General features: G+C 33.1%; 23 protein-coding genes. 14 read left to right on the forward strand and 9 right to left on the reverse strand.

Going from position 1 to position 20069, the window contains the following annotated elements; genetic code table 11:
* Both HNP90_RS06250 and hypE read right to left on the reverse strand, forming a co-directional pair.
* The coding region (locus HNP90_RS06250) for a NosD domain-containing protein (RefSeq protein ID WP_181486644.1) at positions 1-2162 on the reverse strand (2162 nt) is incomplete at its 3' end.
* Between the two features lie 240 nt (positions 2163-2402).
* On the reverse strand, positions 2403-3407 hold the full coding sequence (gene hypE / locus HNP90_RS06255) for a hydrogenase expression/formation protein HypE (protein ID WP_012067808.1): 1005 nt from the start codon (positions 3405-3407) through the stop codon (positions 2403-2405).
* A gap of 211 nt (positions 3408-3618) precedes the next feature.
* Here hypE and comA point away from each other — a divergent pair, with 211 nt between their 5' ends.
* The 4 genes from comA to HNP90_RS06275 are packed head-to-tail and all read left to right on the forward strand — an operon-like array spanning position 3619 to position 6569.
* A complete protein-coding gene (gene comA / locus HNP90_RS06260) occupies positions 3619-4374 on the forward strand; it encodes a phosphosulfolactate synthase (protein ID WP_012067807.1) in 756 nt (251 codons plus the stop codon).
* 18 nt (positions 4375-4392) lie between these two features.
* Positions 4393-5184, forward strand: a complete 792-nt coding sequence (locus tag HNP90_RS06265; protein WP_012067806.1) for an ATP-binding cassette domain-containing protein — start codon at positions 4393-4395, stop codon at positions 5182-5184.
* 25 nt (positions 5185-5209) lie between these two features.
* Positions 5210-5908: a GTP-binding protein gene (locus HNP90_RS06270; protein ID WP_012067805.1), complete on the forward strand. Its 699-nt coding sequence runs from the start codon at positions 5210-5212 to the stop codon at positions 5906-5908.
* 1 nt (position 5909) lies between these two features.
* Positions 5910-6569, forward strand: coding sequence for a (Fe-S)-binding protein (locus tag HNP90_RS06275; protein ID WP_012067804.1), 660 nt, complete (start codon positions 5910-5912; stop codon positions 6567-6569).
* Between the two features lie 12 nt (positions 6570-6581).
* Here HNP90_RS06275 and larC read toward each other — a convergent pair whose 3' ends face one another.
* Positions 6582-7799 carry a nickel pincer cofactor biosynthesis protein LarC gene (gene larC / locus HNP90_RS06280; RefSeq protein ID WP_012067803.1) on the reverse strand — a complete coding sequence of 406 codons (1218 nt, stop codon included), beginning with the start codon at positions 7797-7799 and terminating at the stop codon, positions 6582-6584.
* A 249-nt stretch (positions 7800-8048) separates the two neighbouring features.
* Between larC and HNP90_RS06285 the strand changes: the two genes are divergently transcribed.
* From HNP90_RS06285 to HNP90_RS06295, 3 genes are read left to right on the forward strand one after another with little or no spacing between them, the layout of a single operon-like run.
* Entirely contained in the window at positions 8049-8837 is a 789-nt protein-coding gene (locus HNP90_RS06285) for a pseudouridine synthase family protein (protein ID WP_012067802.1), read from the forward strand.
* 12 nt (positions 8838-8849) lie between these two features.
* On the forward strand, positions 8850-9566 hold the full coding sequence (locus tag HNP90_RS06290) for a hypothetical protein (RefSeq protein ID WP_012067801.1): 717 nt from the start codon (positions 8850-8852) through the stop codon (positions 9564-9566).
* Positions 9567-9596: 30 nt separating this feature from the next.
* Positions 9597-10238, forward strand: coding sequence for a MarC family protein (locus tag HNP90_RS06295; RefSeq protein ID WP_012067800.1), 642 nt, complete (start codon positions 9597-9599; stop codon positions 10236-10238).
* Positions 10239-10311: 73 nt separating this feature from the next.
* On the opposite strand, the gene HNP90_RS06300 is transcribed toward HNP90_RS06295, so the two are convergent.
* The 5 genes from HNP90_RS06300 to HNP90_RS06320 all read right to left on the reverse strand — a co-directional run bounded on the left by HNP90_RS06300 (position 10312) and on the right by HNP90_RS06320 (position 14075).
* Entirely contained in the window at positions 10312-10938 is a 627-nt protein-coding gene (locus tag HNP90_RS06300) for a HoxN/HupN/NixA family nickel/cobalt transporter (RefSeq protein WP_012067799.1), read from the reverse strand.
* Positions 10939-11199: 261 nt separating this feature from the next.
* Positions 11200-11643, reverse strand: a complete 444-nt coding sequence (locus HNP90_RS06305) for a DMT family transporter (protein ID WP_012067798.1) — start codon at positions 11641-11643, stop codon at positions 11200-11202.
* 33 nt (positions 11644-11676) lie between these two features.
* Complete coding sequence (locus tag HNP90_RS06310; RefSeq protein WP_012067797.1) at positions 11677-12732, reverse strand: mechanosensitive ion channel family protein; 1056 nt, start codon at positions 12730-12732, stop codon at positions 11677-11679.
* Positions 12733-12749: 17 nt separating this feature from the next.
* Entirely contained in the window at positions 12750-13679 is a 930-nt protein-coding gene (locus tag HNP90_RS06315) for a tyrosine--tRNA ligase (protein ID WP_012067796.1), read from the reverse strand.
* A gap of 198 nt (positions 13680-13877) precedes the next feature.
* Complete coding sequence (locus HNP90_RS06320) at positions 13878-14075, reverse strand: hypothetical protein (RefSeq protein WP_048060450.1); 198 nt, start codon at positions 14073-14075, stop codon at positions 13878-13880.
* A 617-nt stretch (positions 14076-14692) separates the two neighbouring features.
* Between HNP90_RS06320 and HNP90_RS06325 the strand changes: the two genes are divergently transcribed.
* The 7 genes from HNP90_RS06325 to hisH all read left to right on the forward strand — a co-directional run bounded on the left by HNP90_RS06325 (position 14693) and on the right by hisH (position 19120).
* The gene (locus tag HNP90_RS06325) at positions 14693-15310 is read left to right on the forward strand and encodes a DUF2067 family protein (protein WP_012067795.1); all 618 of its coding nucleotides are present in this window, start codon (positions 14693-14695) and stop codon (positions 15308-15310) included.
* A complete protein-coding gene (locus tag HNP90_RS06330) occupies positions 15307-15597 on the forward strand; it encodes a DNA-directed RNA polymerase subunit L (protein WP_012067794.1) in 291 nt (96 codons plus the stop codon). The genes HNP90_RS06325 and HNP90_RS06330 overlap by 4 nt, the downstream gene beginning before the upstream one ends.
* Before the next feature lie 175 nt (positions 15598-15772).
* Positions 15773-16414, forward strand: a complete 642-nt coding sequence (locus HNP90_RS06335) for a 50S ribosomal protein L1 (RefSeq protein WP_012067793.1) — start codon at positions 15773-15775, stop codon at positions 16412-16414.
* 13 nt (positions 16415-16427) lie between these two features.
* Positions 16428-17435 (forward strand): 50S ribosomal protein L10, encoded by a 1008-nt coding sequence (locus tag HNP90_RS06340; protein ID WP_012067792.1) that lies wholly within the window; start codon positions 16428-16430, stop codon positions 17433-17435.
* Positions 17436-17519: 84 nt separating this feature from the next.
* Positions 17520-17819 carry a 50S ribosomal protein P1 gene (gene rpl12p / locus HNP90_RS06345; RefSeq protein ID WP_012067791.1) on the forward strand — a complete coding sequence of 100 codons (300 nt, stop codon included), beginning with the start codon at positions 17520-17522 and terminating at the stop codon, positions 17817-17819.
* Positions 17820-17951: 132 nt separating this feature from the next.
* Positions 17952-18497: a TATA-box-binding protein gene (locus HNP90_RS06350; protein ID WP_012067790.1), complete on the forward strand. Its 546-nt coding sequence runs from the start codon at positions 17952-17954 to the stop codon at positions 18495-18497.
* 11 nt (positions 18498-18508) lie between these two features.
* Positions 18509-19120 (forward strand): imidazole glycerol phosphate synthase subunit HisH, encoded by a 612-nt coding sequence (hisH, locus tag HNP90_RS06355; RefSeq protein ID WP_012067789.1) that lies wholly within the window; start codon positions 18509-18511, stop codon positions 19118-19120.
* A 28-nt stretch (positions 19121-19148) separates the two neighbouring features.
* Here the strand turns inward: hisH and HNP90_RS06360 are convergent, their stop codons facing one another.
* Positions 19149-20048, reverse strand: coding sequence for a PHP-associated domain-containing protein (locus tag HNP90_RS06360; protein ID WP_012067788.1), 900 nt, complete (start codon positions 20046-20048; stop codon positions 19149-19151).
* Positions 20049-20069: the final 21 nt, after the last annotated feature.

Below are 20069 nucleotides of genomic sequence, written 5' to 3' on the forward strand. Positions count from 1 at the left end.
TCTGTAGTGTCTTCAGTTCCCGTACCTGTCGAAGTATTATTTTTAGAGGTTGAGGTATTTTGAGTAGTATCTGTTGTTACATGTTTTGTGTAAGTATAATCCGGATATTCTATTTCGAATTCTAAAACTTCATAGGAATTAATATTTTCTTCGACATCTTCTGCATATATTCTTATCGTGTGTGTTCCATAGCTAATATCATCTATTGTTCCAGTATAATATCCTGAATTTTTAGTTAAAGTAAAACTAATTGTTCCATCAAGCATTGCCCTTACAGAATCAATTTCAGAATCATCATCTGTAACCTGAACTTTTATAAATATGCTCGAATCTTCTTTGAAAGAATCTCCGTTTTCAGGCTCTATTATTTCAACCTCTGGAGGCGTTATATCCCCTTCATTTATTTCAAAGGTAACTTTTTCATTATAGTTTGAGTTTCCTGCAATATCTGTTGCAATTATCCATAATGTGTGGGCCCCCCAGTCCAAATTATCCAAAATATTTATATAATAACCGTTGTTTTCAATTAAATCCAGTGTGTAGTCATCAAGTCTTGCAGAAACGGAATATATTTCAGATTCATCAGTAATTTGGACTTTTATTGATACTTCAGAATCTTCTGCATAGGATTTTGCAGTTGGAGAAATAATTTTAATCTCTGGAGGTGTTGTGTCGGGTGTTGATATTGAAAATATTCTCGATACTAAAGAATTCGTGTTTCCCACGTTATCTTCAGCATATATTCTTATCGTGTGTTTTCCGTAATCTAAATTATTCAAAAGTTTGATATATGTTGTTCCATTTTGAATTGGTATTTCTTTATAATTATCATCTATTTCAAGCATTAGAGAGTGAATTCCAGAATTATCCGTTGCTGAAACGTTGATTAAAACTGTTTCGTTTTTATCGAAGAATGTATTTTCTTTTGGAAAAATAAAGCTTACAACAGGGGGCGTTGTGTCTGGTGCTAAAGGAGAATAATCAATATTTTCAAAATTAAGTTCATAGCACGTTTCACTGATAATATCCCCGTTAGAATCCTGATTTATTGATTCCTGACTGAATCCAGTATTTTCTGGAGTATACCAAACATTTCCTGCAGTAAAGTCCCCATTAAGTACGTTTGTTTCATTTATAACTGGGGCATTCCAATAATTTTCACCAGAATCTTTGAAATGAACATTTATTGAATTATTAAACAAATTATCATAAATAGTGTTATATTCTGTACCAAATTCAATCGAAATTCCAGATTTTCCATTAGTTAAGAATTTATTTTTGAAAAGTACATTCAAATCTGAATTCCAAAATATAACTCCATTTGAATTTTCAGAAATTCTATTTTTTGATAAGGTATTTTCAAAAGCTTTCCAGAAATATATTCCAGAATCTCCGTTTTCAAAGATATTATTGCTTTCGATAGTGTTAAATTCAGAATCCCTTGTTAAAATACCGTTATTTTCATTTTGATATACTTCATTGAATGATATTGAATTACTTTGTGAATCCCATATGAAAATTCCATTATCCTCATTTTCAAAAAACTTATTTCCCGAAATAAGGTTATTTTTTGAATTTAATAGCTCAATTCCGTTATAAATGTTGTTATTCACAGTATTTCTAGTTATATTGTTGAATTCCGATCCATCAAGATATATTCCCGAAGTCACTATCCCAATAACCCCGTTTTCATATACTAAATTTTCAGAAATATCGTTATTTTTCGAATTTAATATGTAAATTCCATTGTAATTATTCCCGTATACTTCGTTATTTAAAATTTTACAGTTTTCGGTATTTTTAAGAACTATTCCATAATCAAAATTTGAAATTACCCCATTTTTTAAAACTACATTGTTTCCAGAAATCGTAATTCCCATTCCCCCATAATTTCCAGAAACAACATTTCCTTTCAAATCAATTGTAATATTGTTTCTAGTAACTTCTATACCATTAGGTGCATTTAAATCATCGTCTAGTTCAATTATTCCATTTTCCTGCACATGCTCTATTGCATCCTGAATAGAATTATTTGATTCCACAAATAAACCGCTTTGATACCAGTAATGAGTATTATTTACATATATTGTGGTATCTTCTGCATAAATTCCAGAAATGGCGCCCAAAATTACCATTAAAAGAATCAGCCTGAAAATTTTCATTCTAACCCCCTCTTCAAATCGTATATTGAATAACCCCTAAATTCAATACAACTCTTACAATTATACTTTTCTAAAAGGCTGTTATTATAACTTATTGTTAAAATAAAGAATTAATTTACCCCATAAAATAGATTAAACCAAAAATATAGAATTAATTGGGAAGTAAAAGAATAATCGTTTAGATGTTTGAAAAAAGCCGAATTTTAAAATATAAAAAATAAAGTAATTGTTTCAAAAAATTTAACAAACTCTAGGTATCGGGTCACCCATTGGGGTGTCAACAATTCTTTTTCCAACAATTGTTTCCATTAAAACTCCTTTGTGTTCAGATGTTACGTTTCCAATTATTTTTGCGTTTTTTCCAAGAGGATGCGCCCTTAAAATTTCAAGTATTTTTTCTGAATCTTCTGCCTTTACTGACATTACAACTTTTCCTTCGTTTGCAACCGTTAATGGGTCGATTCCAAGAGCTTCACCAATAGCCTGAACTTCGTCACTTATTGGGATTTGATCTTCGTAAATCAATATTCCTAAATCGCTTTTTTCAGCCATTTCATTTAATGAGTCTGCAAGACCGCCTCTTGTCGGGTCTTTCATTGCATTGATCTCATATCCTGCACTTAAAACACTCTGAACAATTCCATTTACTGGTGCAACATCTGACTTTAAATCTGATTCAAACTCGAATCCTTCTCTTGTAAGGAGAATTGTAAGACCATGCTCCCCAATATTTCCTGTAACGATTATTACATCCCCTTCTTTCATTCCACAGTCCCTTACAGCTTTTCCCGAATCAACAAGGCCAATACCTGCAGATGAAATGATTATATCGTCAACATTTGAAACTTTTGTGTCACCCGTAATTATGGCAACTCCTGCTTCCTTACAAGCTTCATTTATTGATTTCATTATTTTATCGAGTTTTTCAATATCGAAGCCTTCTGGAAGAACTATTGAAAGAGAAAGTGCAACAGGTTTTGCACCCATTACTGAAAGGTCATTTACAGTCCCACATACTGAAATTCTACCAATATCTCCGCCTGGGAAAAATATTGGCTGCACCGTGTGCCCATCAACAGTAAAAACTATTTCTTTATCCCCGAGAGGTATTGTTGATGCGTCATCTAATGACTCAAGACCGATTCCGCCTTCGATCTTTGTATTTTCTAAGTTACCAAGTATTGTTTCCTTGATTAACTTTTGCATTACGGTTCCGCCAGCACCGTGCATCCGTGTAATATTCATACGATCAACTCCAAATTTAAACTACACATAATAGGTCATGTTATTTTTTATTGGTTGCGATATGGTTTTAATGCCCAATATTTCTTATTGTAAATGAAATTCCTGTTACAAATAAAAAATTATATAATTGATAATTCACATAATACATTAAAATGATATTATAATAAAAATTTCACCAATTCTATTTCTTATAAGATATGGTTGTGTAATTATGAACGCATTTTCTTTTTTAAACTTGGAAAAAGGTACTGAAAATACCATGGTAATTGATAAAGGGCTATCCCCCGACTTTATCAACGATTATTTAAAAGTATGTGGAAAATATATCACTTTTGCAAAATTTGGATGGGGTACAAGCGCTGTTCAGCCCAGAGATGTCGTTAAGGAAAAAATTGAAAATTACAAAAAATACGGCATTAAAACATATCCTGGAGGAACGCTCTTTGAAGTATGTTTTTCAAAAGATGTCTTTGATGAATTCTTAAAAGAATGTAAAGACCTCGGATTTGAATGTGTTGAAATATCAGACGGTTCAATGGAATTAAAACCAGAAGATAAAGATTACGCAATAAAGCAGGCAAAAAAAGCAGGTTTCATTGTTCTTTCAGAAGTTGGAAAAAAAAGTATCGTTTTGGATGGCGAACTTGAAATCCATGAAAGAATAGAACTTGTAAAAAAAGACCTTGAATCCGGTGCAGACTTTGTAATAATCGAAGGCAGAGAAAGCGGAAAATCAATCGGCCTTTTTGATGAAAAAGGGAACGTAAAAAAGGAAGAACTTGAAATACTTGCTGAAAATGTTGATATGTCTAAAATAATGCTTGAAGCACCTCAAAAAAATCAGCAGGTTGAATTTATATTACGTTTTGGGAATGACGTAAATCTTGGAAATATTTCATTTGAAGAAGTAATTTCACTGGAAACTCTAAGAAGAGGATTAAGAGGGGACACTTTCGGAAAAATTTAAGTTAAAAAGGTGTGACTCATGAATATCGAAGAAATTAAAATTATCGGCGGATTCAACAAGTGTGGAGAATCTGAAAAAGTAAATGAATTAGTTGTAAAACGAGGAGAGATTTTCGGAGTAGTTGGGCCAACTGGAAGTGGAAAATCTAACTTAATAAGCGATATTGAACAGCTTGCTCAAGGAGATACCCCATCTTCAAGAAAAATACTTGTAAATGGAAATGTTCCAGATGTTGAAATGAGAAGGGATCCAAGAAAAAGAAGAATTGCCCAACTTTCACAGAACATGAACTTTTTAGCAGATATGTCTGTTGAAGAATTTTTAATCATGCATGCAAAAAGCAGGGGCATGAATTCTGAAGGAATTGTCGATAAAGTGGTCGATTTGGCAAACCAGCTTACTGGAGAACCGATTAAAAAAGATTACAACTTAACAATACTCAGTGGAGGACAGTCAAGAAGCTTGATGGTTGCAGATGTTGCAGTTATCAGTGATTCACCGATTGTTTTAATTGATGAGATTGAAAATGCAGGAATTAAAAAACATGAAGCACTCGAACTCCTTGCAGGATGCGGAAAAATCGTTATGGTAATTACACACGACCCGGTTCTTGCTTTGATGACTACAAGACGCGTTGTTATGAGAAATGGTGGAATGACTGAAATCATTGAAACCACCGAGGAAGAAAAAGAAGTATCACAGCGATTAAGTGAAATTGACAGCTGGATGCTTTCAATGAGAGAAAAAGTAAGGCATGGCGAAAAATTAAATTTAAAAGACATTGAAACTCCGGTAGTTTCGGGTAATTAACTAAATTGGATGTGAAATATTGAAAATGATAATTGTTGCTGGAACTCCGGGTGCAGGGAAGACTTCTGTAATGACCCATACAATAAAACAACTTGTAAGCAAAGGAAATAAACCAGCAGTCGTTAAAATTGACTGTTTATATACTGATGACGATACTAGATACGGAAAACTTGGAATTCCGACACTTGTTGGATTAAGTAAGGATATGTGCCCTGATCATTTTGCAATTTACAATTTAGAAGAAATGGCAGAATGGGCAGAAAAAGAAGGTGTTGATACATTAATTATTGAAACTGCAGGGCTATGCCACAGGTGTGCGCCATACACCGAAAACAGCCTTGGAATCTGTGTAATTGATGCAACATCTGGTCCAAATACCCCTAGAAAAGTCGGACCTTTTTTAACAAGCGCTGATGTTGTTGCAATAACCAAAGGAGACATTATTTCACAGGCTGAAAGGGAAGTATTCAGGGAACGAGTACTTGAAATGAACCCAAAATGTACGATATATGATGTAAATGGACTTAGCGGACAAGGTTGTGCAGAAATTTCTGAAGAAATAATGGAAGCAAAAGATATAATGGATCTTGAAAATGAAGAATTACGACACAACGCCCCACTTTGTGTTTGTACTTTGTGTGTTGGAGAAACAAAAGTTGCTAAAAAACACCACAGGGGAGTTTTAAGAAGAATCGACGGGTTTACCAAATATGTTGGTGAATAACATGGAAAATATAAAAGAAATTACCAAATTGCTTCCAGGATATAATTGCAAAGCTTGTGGATACAAAAGATGTGATCTCTTCGCAGAAAAAATTCTTGAAGGAGAAAACCCTGAAAACTGCCCATTGTTGTTTAAAGAAGAATTTAAGGGAAATATTGAAAAAATAAAAGAAATTGTATCAACTTCAGAACCTATTGAAATTAAAAAGACATGTGAATCCAAAACAGGACTTATCGGGCTTTTGGATGGTTACGAAGCTGACTTTTTACTCGACCCGCTTCCAGAAGAACATTCCTGCAGGGAAACATTGATAATCCTTTCAAAAAATCCAATAAAAAAGGGAGATCATATCAAATACCGGCCTCTTGGATGTCCAATCCCGCATTTCGCTGAAATAATTGATGATAGCCATGGTATGTATGTCGTACATCTTGAAGGCCCATGTAACAGGTTTAATTCAGAAAAAATAGAATACATAGAAGTTGGAATTGCACTCGTTGCTGCATTTGAAGGAGTGTATAGGGGTAAAACTCCGGAAGTTGGGAAAACTGTTAAATTTATTCCGACTCACTGCATGATGCAAAAAGTACACAGCGGCGTTGTCGTTGAAGTTGAAGGTAACAGGGTTTTAATTGAAGGAATTGATTTAAAAGTATGGTAATCAAAACATAATTTAAAAATCATAAATTTCTTTTATTTTAGAATTTGCATGTCTTAAAACATCTCTTAACGGAATATCCAAAATTCTCGCAATTTTTTTCAAATCTTCAAATTCTGGTTTTATATTTACAATTTCACCATTTAAATCAGATATTTTCACATCAATTTCAAAATCAGCTTTATTTATTGTAATTTTTAATCTTTCCATTCTTCGTTTAGCCCTAATTTTATCGTAGTGGTTAATTCTAACTCCGAGAGTTCCGGTTTCTTCGATTAAAATTCTTGCAAATTGTTCGTGGGAATGATACGGACATATCACAGAAATCATACTTGATGGCCGATTTTTTTTGCCAAAAACTGGGGTTATGAATACATCGGGTGCTCCTTCGTTTAAAAGCCGTTCAACTGCGTATGCCAAAACTTCTGAAGAAACATCGTCAATATTCGTTTCTAAAATTACTGTTTTTTCAATTATTTTTTCATTTGTTTTTCCTTCGACCAATCGCAATACATTTGGAATGTGTTCCATTCTTTTGGTACCGGCACCATATCCAGTTTTTAAAAGAACTATTTCTGGATAAGAGTCCGTAAATTCATCTGTAACGTTTGAAAGAATTGCAGCTCCAGTTGGAGTCAATAATTCAAAGTCAGAATATACTTTTGAACATTTAATTTCATGTTTACATAATATTTCAAGTGTTGCTGGCGCCGGACTTGAAATAATCCCGTGATCCATAGATATTCTTCCATTTCCAAGCGCAGGCGGTGTTGAATAAATTTTTCCAGTTAAGAAGCCACTTCTTTCTAAAATTAATATCGGTAAAACTATGTCAAAAACTGTGTCTAGTGAAGATATCTCGTGCAAATGAAAATGCTCCCCGTGAAGTTTTGCTTCTGCTTCAATTAAATCATTTATAATATTTTCACAGATTCTAACTCCTTTTTCAGACAGTTTTAAATTTTTAGAAGTATTTATGATGATTTCTTTTAATTCGTCTGGATTTTTTATTTTTTCTTCGTCTATTTCAATTTTTAACTGTTTTGCAGAAATTCCGTTTACTTTTTCATCCATTACGGATACTTTAAAGAAGTTACAACTTTTTAATTTTTCTAATTCCAAAATTACTTCATCCATTAAATCGTAGGAATTTGTAAGTGCGAGTAACGATGAAACAAACATGTCTCCAGACATTCCTGCAATTTTTGGGTCAATTACTAAAACTTTTGTCATATTATCACGAGATAAACTGTTAAAAATATAATTATATTTCTTAAAATTTAAATATTTTTAAAACATTGGACTTTTTAAAAAATGTAAATACCTTTTTTTGTAAAATTTGAATACAATAATTAAAAAAGTATCTTTGATTAATGTAGTACTGATAATTATTTTGAAATTTCGATTTTCGATAAATTAATATATTTGTAAAATATATCGAAAAGGACATTCCGAGAAATCCTGAATTATAATTGTGATAAAATGTACATATTTAAGATTGCATACGATGGAAGATTAAGTTTTCAAACACAGCCTCACGGAGAAACCGTCTGTGACAAAATTTCAAATGCACTTTTAGACTGTGGATATTTAGATGACAAGGATAGGGTTCCGCTCTATCACGGGGGAAGAACTGATCGAGGAGTATCTGCACTTGGAAATTACATTGTTTACGAAATGGACAAAAAACCGGTGCTCCCAAGAGTTCAGTCTAATCTTAAAAAAGACGGAATATGGGTTTTGGGATGTAAAGAGATCGATACTTTTCCAGAAATAGAATACAGGCACTATCAGTACAACTTACCGAATAAAAATCACGATGTCGAACTAATGAAAAAGGCATCTGAAAAACTTATCGGAACACACTATTTCCAGAATTTATCAAAAAGGGATAAAACAAAGGTAAAGGATCCAGTCAGGACACTTCACGACATTAAAATATCATCAAATGACTATTTCATTACTATTGATATTTTTGGGGAGAGTTTTCTTTGGAACATGGTTCGAAGAATCATAAGACTCCTTTCCGATGTTGGAAAACACAAATTTGAAGATCCTGAAAAATTTATCGAATTAATCCTGTCAAAAGATTACAACAAGGGTTACCCACCATCCCCTGCCGAAGGTTTAATACTGGTCGATGTCAAAACTAATATTGACGTTGATATTGATAGTTATGTCCTTAGAATGTTGAAAAATAGCTGGGAAAAATCCCTGAATAACAGTTTGATGAGACTTGGACTCTGTAAAACCGTTTTATCGAAAACTTAAAAGAGTGATATTGTGAAGTACATCTCCTCAATAAGTGTCGACATATCATCAAATGATGTCGAAACAAACGAAGTTGTTAATGAAAAGCTAGAGCGAGAACTCCAGTTAGAAATGTCAAAACTTGGAGTAAAATCCAAAATTACAAACGTTACGGGAGACGACATTGTAATTTCATCGTTTGTTTCTGAAGACAAAATTGAAGAAGTTAATAACATTGTGTTTAAATTACTTCACAAGCATGCTGAAGGTTTTGAAGATTTAAATGGAGTTTCAGAAGATCCTGAAACTGCAGGTGAAGGTGTTTCATATGCACTTTCCAAAACAGCTTCGGAATATGGGGATTCGTTAATTATCGGGTTTGATACATACTGCGGTGAGGATTTTGTAAATGAAGCCGCTACTTTTGTTGAAGAAATCGGAAAAAAATTCGGACACGATTCGTCTTCGAGTGTTTCAGACTCCCCTAAAAAAATTCCTGGAATTGGATATTCTGGAGTTTCTACTGATGACCCTGTTGTGGTAATTACCCTTGAAAATGTAAGAGATTTGAAAAAAATTGCAGGCATGATTTATGGCGGCCTTTTGGGATTTGAAAACGTTTACTTTGTTAAACGGGGATCTCCAACAAACATCATGCCACCTGGCGTAATATACACAATGACTGCCTTCTTAAACGGAAATGCTATCGATCTATATGAAGGAATAAAACGAAAGAATAACCTGTTGTAACAGAACAATAAATGAAAAAAAGTTGAAAATATGGACGTACAGTTTATAATACTGGCATTTACATCATTATTCTCCATATTAAACCCATTTGGAGTAATTCCAACGTACTTAGTCCTTACTAGCCAGTACTCCAAAGTTGAAAAAATCAAAATAATACGAAAATCCATGCTTGCAGCGTTTACAATCCTTATGATGTTTGCATTGCTTGGAAATCAGATTATCGGGTTTTTTGGAATTTCAATTCCTGCAATCAAAATTACAGGTGGAGTTTTACTCTTCTTGATTGCACTTGATATGATTCAGGGGAACACGTCAAAGGTAGAAAAAAGCCCTAAGCTTGAATCCCATTTAAAAAGCCACGCTGAAGAACTTGAAGATATGAATGAGATAGCAATAGTTCCTTTAACTGTTCCTTTACTTACGGGACCAGGTTCAATCAGCGCAGTTATTGCCATGATGGCACAAACTAGTGATTTTGATGGAAAACTCTCGGTAATAATTGCAATATCACTTTGTATAATAATATCTTACTTCGTGCTCAAATTTTCAAAAGATTTGGAAAAAATGCTCGGTAAAATCGGATTTAAAGTACTTACAAAGATGATGGGTCTTGTACTTACAGCAATATCTATCCAGATGGCCCTTGATGGAGTATTAATGGTCTTTGGATAAATTTAAAAATTATTATTTTATTCCCTACTTTTTTACGTAAAATACAATATTCTAAAAAATAAAAAAAGCTATTTTAATGAATTCCGAGTAATGGGCCAGAAATATTCCAAAGTCCAAATAATATAATTATTATTCCACTAATCAGCGGCATTTTGTTTATTTGTTCGTTTTTGACGTATTTTTCTAAAAAATTTTTGCTTTTTACAAATAGTATTGAAAATAATGCAATACTGATTGCAAGCCCGATACTAAATACAATTACATAATACAACCCATCAAAAATCGCATTGTTTGAGATGCTAAATAACAATACTGCAAGTGCAGCAGGACACGGAACTAAACCTGCTGATAATCCGATAGCCAGTGCGCCTTTATTTGTATTAATACTATGTTGATGGGGAATATAATAGCTTTTAAGAATCCATGCACCAACCAATAATAAAATAAATCCACCAAGAACTTCCATTACTGTACTTACATATTCGATATTAAAGTACCCTACAAGATATATTGAAAAAAGCCCGAGTAAAAATATAACGAATACATGGGAAAACAAAACCGTAAAACCGAGAGTAAGTGATTCTTTAAGATTTGCATCTGTTCCTACCACATATGCTGCCATTATGGATTTTCCATGACCCGGTTCGAGTGCATGCATAATTCCAAGCATAAAAGCTGAAAAACCTATAATAAACTCCATAACAATCACTTCGATAATTTTTCCGTCAAATTTTAAGTAATACCATATTTCAAATAACAAAATTATAGCAATAAGTAATATTACTATTTTACAAATTTTTGTATTAATTTAATATTTAGTATTACTTTATTTTTTATCAATATAAATAAGTGATTACTATAAAGTTTTCATAAATAGTACTAAATAATTAGTTAGATATTGAAATATCACTAAATAATATTTTAAAAAAGTTTTTTAATATTAATTATGTTGTTTTATAAATTATTTAATCAGTATTCTCATTCCAATCAATAATAAAAAAATTCCAAATAATTTAAAAAGAGTTATGGGCGATTTTTGGATCCCAAATATTCCAAAATGATCAATTAAGGCACCACTTATCAATTGAACCCCAACAAAAATCGAAAATGCAGAAAGCGCTCCAAGTTCCGGCACTACAATTAATGAAAGCAGAACAATAATTACACCCATAATTCCCCCAAGAAGATAAACCGGATTTATGGCCGGTACCTTTGAAAGCTGTTTAATTGAAGATGGGTCACTGATTAATATTATAAGAGCGATTAAAAAGAGCCCAATTAAGAAATTTACAAATACTGCATTTTTAGAACCAATATGTGTCCCCAATTTTGAATTTACTATCGGTTGAAATGATGCTACAAATCCAACAATAATTGCAAAAATCAACGCCCAAGTCTTATCCATAAATTTCCCCTTAAAAATAATAAAAATAGATAATTATTCTTTTTTGTAGTATACTGTCTGCGTAGGGAATGCAAATTCGATATTCTCTTTCTCAAATTCTTCTTTAATTTTAATATTTACTTCATCTTTCGTATTCAAAAAGAAGTCAAATCCAAAATCCCTTACAAAGTATTCTACCCTTAAATCAAGTGAAAAACTTCCAAATTCAACAAATGAAACCCTTATAGGATCTACAACTCCGTGATGCTCAGTTAAAACGTTTTCTATTATTTCTTTTGCACGTTTTACTTTGTCAACAGGTGTATCGTAAGTTAAACCGATTGTTGCTTTTACCTGTCTTTTTCTACGTTCTGTGAAATTTTCGATTTCAGTTTGAACGATGTTTGCATTTGGAACAGTAATTATGGTGTCTCCGAATGAACGAACCCGAGTACTCCGGATTCCAACTTCTTCCACAATACCTTCTTTTCCGCCCCATTTTATCCAGTCGCCCAGTTTAAACGGCCTGTCGATGATTATAATAAATCCTGCAATTAAATTTTCGATAGTATCTTTTGCAGCAAGTGCAACTGCCAAACCACCGATACCAAGCCCTGCAAGAAGTGCTGAAATGTTATATCCGACATTTGATAAAATAAGTAGCAAACCTGCAATTAAAATCAAAAATTTTACCAGTTTTCTCATTAACGGGACAAGCTGGTCGTCGAGTTTATTTTCTGACTTTTCTACGATTGGAACAACATAATTTACAATTATGTCATCTACAATTTTAAGTAGAAATAAAACCCCTGCAAAGGTCATTGCAACTGTTAAGGATTCATTAAGCCACAAAGATAAATGTTCATTTAAAACTAAATTGTTTAGGCCATACTTGAAAAATAGAACAAAAACCACAATTATTAACGGGATTTCTACTGCATCGAGCACTACATCGTCTAATTTAGTCTTTGTTTTTCCAGCAAGAACTCGTACATACTTATTTAAAAATATGTACATTACTTTTCCAAAAAATACTCCAAAAAATATGAATATTAAAAATATCATGTACGAATACAGGGTATTTCCAAAATATAATTGATCTAACGCCATAATTTCACTATTTATCATTATTCATTCATTTTTTCACGGATAGGTCTTAAAATTTCAATTAATTGATCTGAAACAAGATTTTTAACATCCATTGGGTGAAGTCCTTCAACGAATGCATTTTCTAAAGCTTCGTAATTTTCTAAAACTAAATCTCCACCGAATTTTTCTGGCCTTTTCACAGTTGCAGGGTATTCTAAATAGTATTTAGCAATTTCTAAAACCGGGTTTCCTGAAACTTCTTTCATAGGACAGAATGCGTTTTTCATTTTTTTCTTAATTGTATCCTCATCATCATCTACTGCAATGAAGTTTCCTTTTGAGGAAGACATCTTACCTTCGCCATCAAGTCCAGTTAAAACCGGGTTGTGGATACATACTGGCGCTTTGTAGCCCATACTTGGCAAAATTTCCCTTGAAAGCATGTGAATTTTTCTTTGCTCCATTCCACCAACTGCAACGTCAGCATTTAAGTGTTTTATATCGTTTACCTGCATTAATGGATATACCACACTCGCAACTTTCGGGTTTTCGTCTTCTCTGGCAATTACTTCCATGCTCCTTCTTGCCCGATTTAACGTGGTTGAAAGTGCGAGTTTGTAAACATCTAGTGTATATTCGTCTTTTAGCTGGAACTCGCTTCCATAAACGTAATCTGCAACAAGACCCATTGCTTCGAATACTTTCCTGTTTTCTTCGCCGAGAGCCCTTACTTCTTCCATTGTTCCTTTTTGGTTTAAGTATGCGTGTAAATCTGCCAATAATATTATTATTTTAAATCCTGCCTTTTGAAGATCGATCATTTTTCTTATCTGCAAGTAATGGCCCATGTGAATTCTTCCACTTGGTTCAAAACCAATGTATGCAATTTTTTCTTCGTTCTTTAAAAGTTCAGCTAGTTCTTCGATTGATATAATTTCTGAAGTGTTTTTTAATATAGATTCTAACATGTTTTCGCCTAATTTTTACAAATATCAAGAATAAAAACGTTTATTTGTGATATCAAGTACTATTTTGATTCTTCTACAAAAGTAATCGTTGTATCTATACTAATGTCTAAGCTTACCGATTTATACTTTTCTGATTTTTTTAGTGGCTTGCGTAAAAAAACAGATTTAAAATAGAATAGAATAAAAAAAAGTAATAATTCATTTTTTGGATTTCTTTTCCTTTTCTTCTCTTTTTTTTATTTTGTTATAAACTGTACTTTCTAAATCACGGTATTTTTCGTGTGATTTAAAAAGTCTTTCTAAATTAAAGCTTTTTTTGATCCTGTTTCGCATACTTTTCCTAAATTTCCAGTGATCAAGCATTTCATTTACACTTGAATATGAAACATGTATCATACTATCCCTCCGTTCTTAATTATAATTTTCTTCAAAACCCGTTAAATAAATTTTTAGAGTTTTAATGGAAATAAAAACATGAATTGATATTATCCTGAATAATTAACGCTTTAAATATAAATATTATTGATTATAATTTATAATTATACGTTTAATTAAAAAAAGGACTTAATTAATCTGATAAAATTTAAAATGGGGATTGTAATAAAAGGGGCGGTGTATATACCAAATAATAAAAACAATAAATGCAGAAAAAATACACCAACGACACAAAAAATAAACTTTTTTAAAATCGGATTACTTTCTTTTTTCAAGATTAGCAGAATAGAATTTGAAGATAGAGGTATCCTGCAAATATTTGAGGTTTTTATCAAACCAAAATAATCAGATAGAAGTTCTGCAGGACAATTTACCCATATGGGCAATAATATATATAACATTTTGACACGACGTTGTATATTTCCAGTTTTAAAAAAACTATTCTTATTTTGCCAACAGTTTTATATTTTTGAGACGTAAAGTATAACTACATAGTTTTATATACGACACGGATTAACTCTTTTGAAGTTTTGTATCTATTTTTGAAGAGACTATTTCGGACCTATCTGGTGAGTATTATGAAAAGAATAATATCAATTAAAGGAACTGAAGAAGAAATTATCGAAATCTGCGAAAGAATATCTAAATTAGGCATTGATTATTCATTTGATGCGAAAGCAAATTATTCAGAGAATCGGGCATATAACAGTGCACGAATAAAGATATTTGGCGATGAAAAGTATAAACTTGCAGAAGATCATAAAAATATCCTGACTATCATCGATACAGTTCATAATAAATACAATAAAGATGCTAAAGGACTATTTGAATACAAATTAAACGATTTAAAATACCCAGTAAACAAAGACCTCGTCTTGGATGCACTCACTGCATTAAAAATTAATTTTAAATATTTAAAAGATGAAAACGTAATCAAGTGTGAACATAAAATAGAAGAGATTAATGGTATCTTAAAAGACATTCTTGATATTTACTCTGAACTCAGCTTTTATAATATTGGATCAAAACCTGTTAAAAACGTAATAACTCTTGCGGCATACATAACAGGGCGAGATATCGATGAATTAATCGAAGAAGGACTTGAAAAAGAACTATTTAGGGAAGAAGACGAGAAAATTGTTCTTAATAAGGATATAGATTTAACAAGAAAAGAACTTTTGAGTGTGAAAAAATGAACTACGTTAACATTCTTGAAAAAAGCAAAAACTTTATCGAATTAGAATTGGTAAATGACGACCATTCTTTGAGCAACTTAATAAAAGAAGTATTGTTATCCAAAAAAGGTGTAATTCTCGCATCATACGGTGTGGAACATCCGGTTTTAGATCCAGATACTGGAAGATACATCTCAAACCCGACAATCATGCTAAAAACCGATGAAAAAACAGATGCAGAAAAAGTTTTAAAAGAAGCTTTAAAAGACATCGTCGATCTCTGCAACAAAACACTTAAAGAATTATAATTAATAATTTAATAGATATAAATTCTTTTTTAACTAAATACTGGCATTTTTAACCCGACTTTTAAAAAATTGACTTCTTTTACCTCAGAAACTTATATATAATAGTAAGCGATAGTATGTCTGCCCCATGTTTAGATCGCATTGGTGCGGTTAAATAATTACAGGAGGCATCAACATGGACAGTGACAAAATACTGAATGCAGTGAAGGAGGCTCGAACTCTTGCTAAGCCGCGGAACTTCACGCAATCCGTTGATCTCATCGTCAACTTGAAAGAGTTGGATCTTACAAGACCTGAAAACAGGTTAAAAGAACAGATCGTTTTACCAAGTGGAAGAGGTAAAGACGTTGCGATTGCGGTTATTGCGAAAGGTGACTTGGCTGCTCAAGCAGAAGACATGGGCCTCACTGTAATAAGACAGGAAGAATTAGAAGAATTAGGTAAAAACAAAAAAACAGCTAAAAAAATTGCTAACGCACACGGCTTCTTTATCGCTCAAGCTGATATGATGCCATTGGTGGGTAAATCATTAGGTCCTGTTTTAGGTCCTAGAGGTAAAATGCCACAACCTGTGCCTGCAAATGCAAATTTAGCGCCTTTAGTTGCTAGATTCCAAAAAACTGTTGCAATCAACACAAGGGATAAATCATTATTCCAAGTGTACATTGGACATGAATCAATGAGCGATGAAGAGCTTGCTGCAAATGCTGAAGCAATTTTAAACGTAGTGTCCAAAAAATACGAAAAAGGACTCTACCACGTTAAAAGTGCATTTACAAAACTTACAATGGGCGCAGCTGCTCCTATTGAGAAATAGAGGGGTTGAAAATATGATCGACGCTAAATCAGAACATAAGATTGCCCCTTGGAAAATTGAAGAAGTTAATGCATTAAAAGAATTACTTAAAAGTACAAGCATTATTGCATTAATTGACATGATGGAAGTTCCTGCGGTACAACTCCAAGAAATCAGGGACAAAATCAGAGACCAAATGACATTAAAAATGTCAAGAAACACACTCATGAAAAGGGCAATTGAGGAAGTTGCTGAAGAAACCGGAAATCCTGAATTTGCTAAATTAGCAGATTACTTGGACAAAGGTGCTGCAATCATTGCTACCGAAATGAACCCATTCAAATTATTCAAAACACTTGACGAAAGCAAAAGCCCTGCACCTGTTAAAGGAGGCGCTACTGCACCATGCGATATTGAAGTTAAAGCTGGTTCAACAGGAATGCCACCAGGACCATTCTTAAGTGAATTGAAAGCAGTTGGAATCCCTGCTGCTATTGATAAGGGTAAAATCGGAATCAAAGAAGACAAAGTCGTCGTTAAAGAAGGCGAAGTTGTCTCACAAAAGCTTGCTGTTGTACTCTCTGCATTAGGTATTAAACCAGTTACAGTTGGTTTAAACGTACTCGGAGTTTACGAAGATGGTGTTATATACACTGAAAGCGATTTAAAAATCGATGAAGAAGAATTCATCGGAAAAATTCAAAAAGCTTACACAAGCGCATTCAACTTGTCAGTTAACGCTGTTATCCCAACAAGCGCGACAATTGAAACAATCGTTCAAAAAGCATTCAATGATGCAAAAGCTGTATCAGTTGAAAGTGCATTCGTAACAGATAAAACCGCTGATGCAATCCTTGGAAAAGCTTACGCTCAAATGATTGCTGTTGCAGGTCTTGCTGGCGATGACGCTTTAGACGAAGAATTAATAGAAAAAATGTCATCAGGCGCAGCTGCACCAGTTGAAGAAGCTCCTGTTGAGGAAAAGAAAGAAGAGAAAAAAGAAGAAGCTGCACCAGCTGCAGGTCTTGGAATGCTCTTCTAAAATAATTTATAATACAATACAAAAAAATATATATACAAACGGATAATTTCAAAAAAAAGTTCATGCATCTTGGAGGTGTACTTTATGGAATACATATACGCAGCATTATTATTAAATTCCGCAGGTAAAGAAATCACAGAAGACGCTGTTAAAGCTATCTTAGTAGCTGGCGGCGTTGAAGCAAACGAAGCTAGAGTTAAAGCTTTGGTTGCTGCTTTAGAAGGCGTTGATATTGCAGAAGCTATCGAAAAAGCTGCAATCGCACCAGTAGCTGCTGCTGCTCCTGCAGCTGCTGCAGCTGCACCAGTTGAAGAGAAAAAAGAAGAGAAAAAAGAAGACACAACCGCAGCTGCTGCTGCAGGTCTCGGTGCTTTATTCGGATAATTACATTTTCCGAATATTCTCTTTTTATTTTTGGCAAATTAATTTATATATTTAAATATATAATTAAAGATATAAACGTTTATATACTATATAAATAGAAATTTATACCAGATATTTAAACTGGTGAAAATGATGGAACCTGAAATCAAAATCGTAAACGTAGTTGTATCAACGCAGATTGGAACAGATATTGACTTGGAATATGCCGCAGATATATTAGATAACGCAGAATATGAACCTGAACAGTTCCCCGGACTTGTTTGTAGATTGAGCGATCCAAAGGTTGCACTTTTGATATTTAGAAGCGGTAAATTAAATTGTACCGGTGCAAAGAGCAAAGACGATGCAGTAATTGCAATAAACAAAATAATTAAAGAATTACAGGAAGCGGGAATGGACATCATCGACAATCCTGAAGTAAACGTACAAAACATGGTTGCTACAACCGAACTTGGAATGGAACCTAACTTAGACGATATATCCACCTTAGAATGCACCGAATATGAACCCGAACAGTTCCCAGGATTAGTTTACAGATTGAGCGATCCAAAGGTTGTTGTGTTAATATTCGGTAGTGGAAAAGTTGTAATTACCGGATTAAAAAGAATAGATGATGCATACGTTGCATTTAATAAGATTTTGACCACATTAAAAGAACTTGAAGAAGAATTATACTAAACGGGATAATCGTGATTGCAATAATTGATTATAATGCAGGCAACTTGCGGAGTATCGAAAAGGCACTTGAACTGTACACAAAAGATATTGTTGTTACAAGTGACCCCGAAATACTCCTAAGTGCTGACAAACTAGTTCTCCCAGGTGTTGGAAATTTTGGAGACTCCATGAAAAATATTTCTCAAAAAACTGGAGACTGTTCTTTAAATGAAATAATTAACAAATGCGTTCAAAAGGTTCCTTTTTTAGGAATTTGTCTTGGAATGCAGTTGTTACTTGAAAAAAGTGAAGAATGTCCCGAAATTCCCGGTCTTGGAGTAATAAAAGGAGACGTTATAAAATTTAGACATTCTGAAAAAATCCCCCATATGGGCTGGAATACAGTAAACCAGGTTCAAGATATCCCCCTTTTTGAAGGAATAGCAAATAATGAATATTTTTACTTTGTACATTCATATCACGTGAACCCTTCAGAAAAGGACGTGATTTCAGGAACTACTAATTACGGCTACGAATTCCCCTGTGTTTTAAATAAAAAAAACGTTTATGCTACCCAGTTCCATCCTGAAAAAAGTGGTAAAAACGGTTTAAAAATGATTAAAAACTTTGTTGAATTAATTTAATCATTTAAAAAATAAAAAAACTTAAAAACTAAATAACTTCTTGAATTACTTCTTTTAATTTCTGTTTTGCTTTTTTCTTAAGATATATATTTCCTAAAAACCCTGCAACAAGTGGGAGTGGCGTTCCAATATACATCAACCCGCCAAATGCTGCGAGACCTTTTTTAAATTTCGAACAGTTGTAGTTTACAATATTATCTTCTTTTTTAACCATTGATTTTAAAAGCGCTTTTTCTGAAGCATAGATAACATTGTAACTCCACAGAATTATATCTGAAAGTGGGGTTGGAGTTCCTTCGTAAGTTGTTTTTCTGTGCTTTATAGCATTAAATAAATCATCTGCACAGTTTCCTTCAAATTTAGTGTTTCCATTTCCAATCATTCTTGCTAAATGCGCATCACTATTTCCTAAAAATGCAAAAGGGGACTTGTGGTAGTTTTTCAAAACCTTATCGAGTGCAATGTTGTTTACAATTCCATCTCTATGGTATGCATTGTAAACTTCAACACCATCAAAATCAAGTTCAAACATCTTATCTCCGATTGCCTCACAAATCGGGCTGTATGGGTGGGGACATACTGCAAGTCCACCCTGTTCATGGATTCTTTCGATGGTTTCTTCAGCGCTCAATCTTTTTGGGATATCTTCATTTAGGTATAACCCCAAGATTTCACCGTCTTTTGACATTATCTCGCTTCCAACTACAACTTCGATTCCGAACTCTTTTTCATACTTTTTCGTTTCAAGAGCTCCTTTAATAGTATTGTGGTCAGTTACTGCAATTATGTCCATATTATTTGCTTTTGCACATTTCAATACCTTTAAAGGTTCTTCGACAGAATCTGGAAATTTTAATCCCATGTATTTCATCATTCCAGAATATTTGGTGTGAATGTGCATGTCTGCCTTAAATACGTCATTTTCCATGAGGTCCCTCAATAAATTATT

It is taken from the genome of Methanococcus maripaludis (assembly GCF_013760955.1).
GTDB classification, from domain to species: Archaea; AGJL01; Methanococci; order Methanococcales; family Methanococcaceae; genus Methanococcus; species Methanococcus maripaludis_A.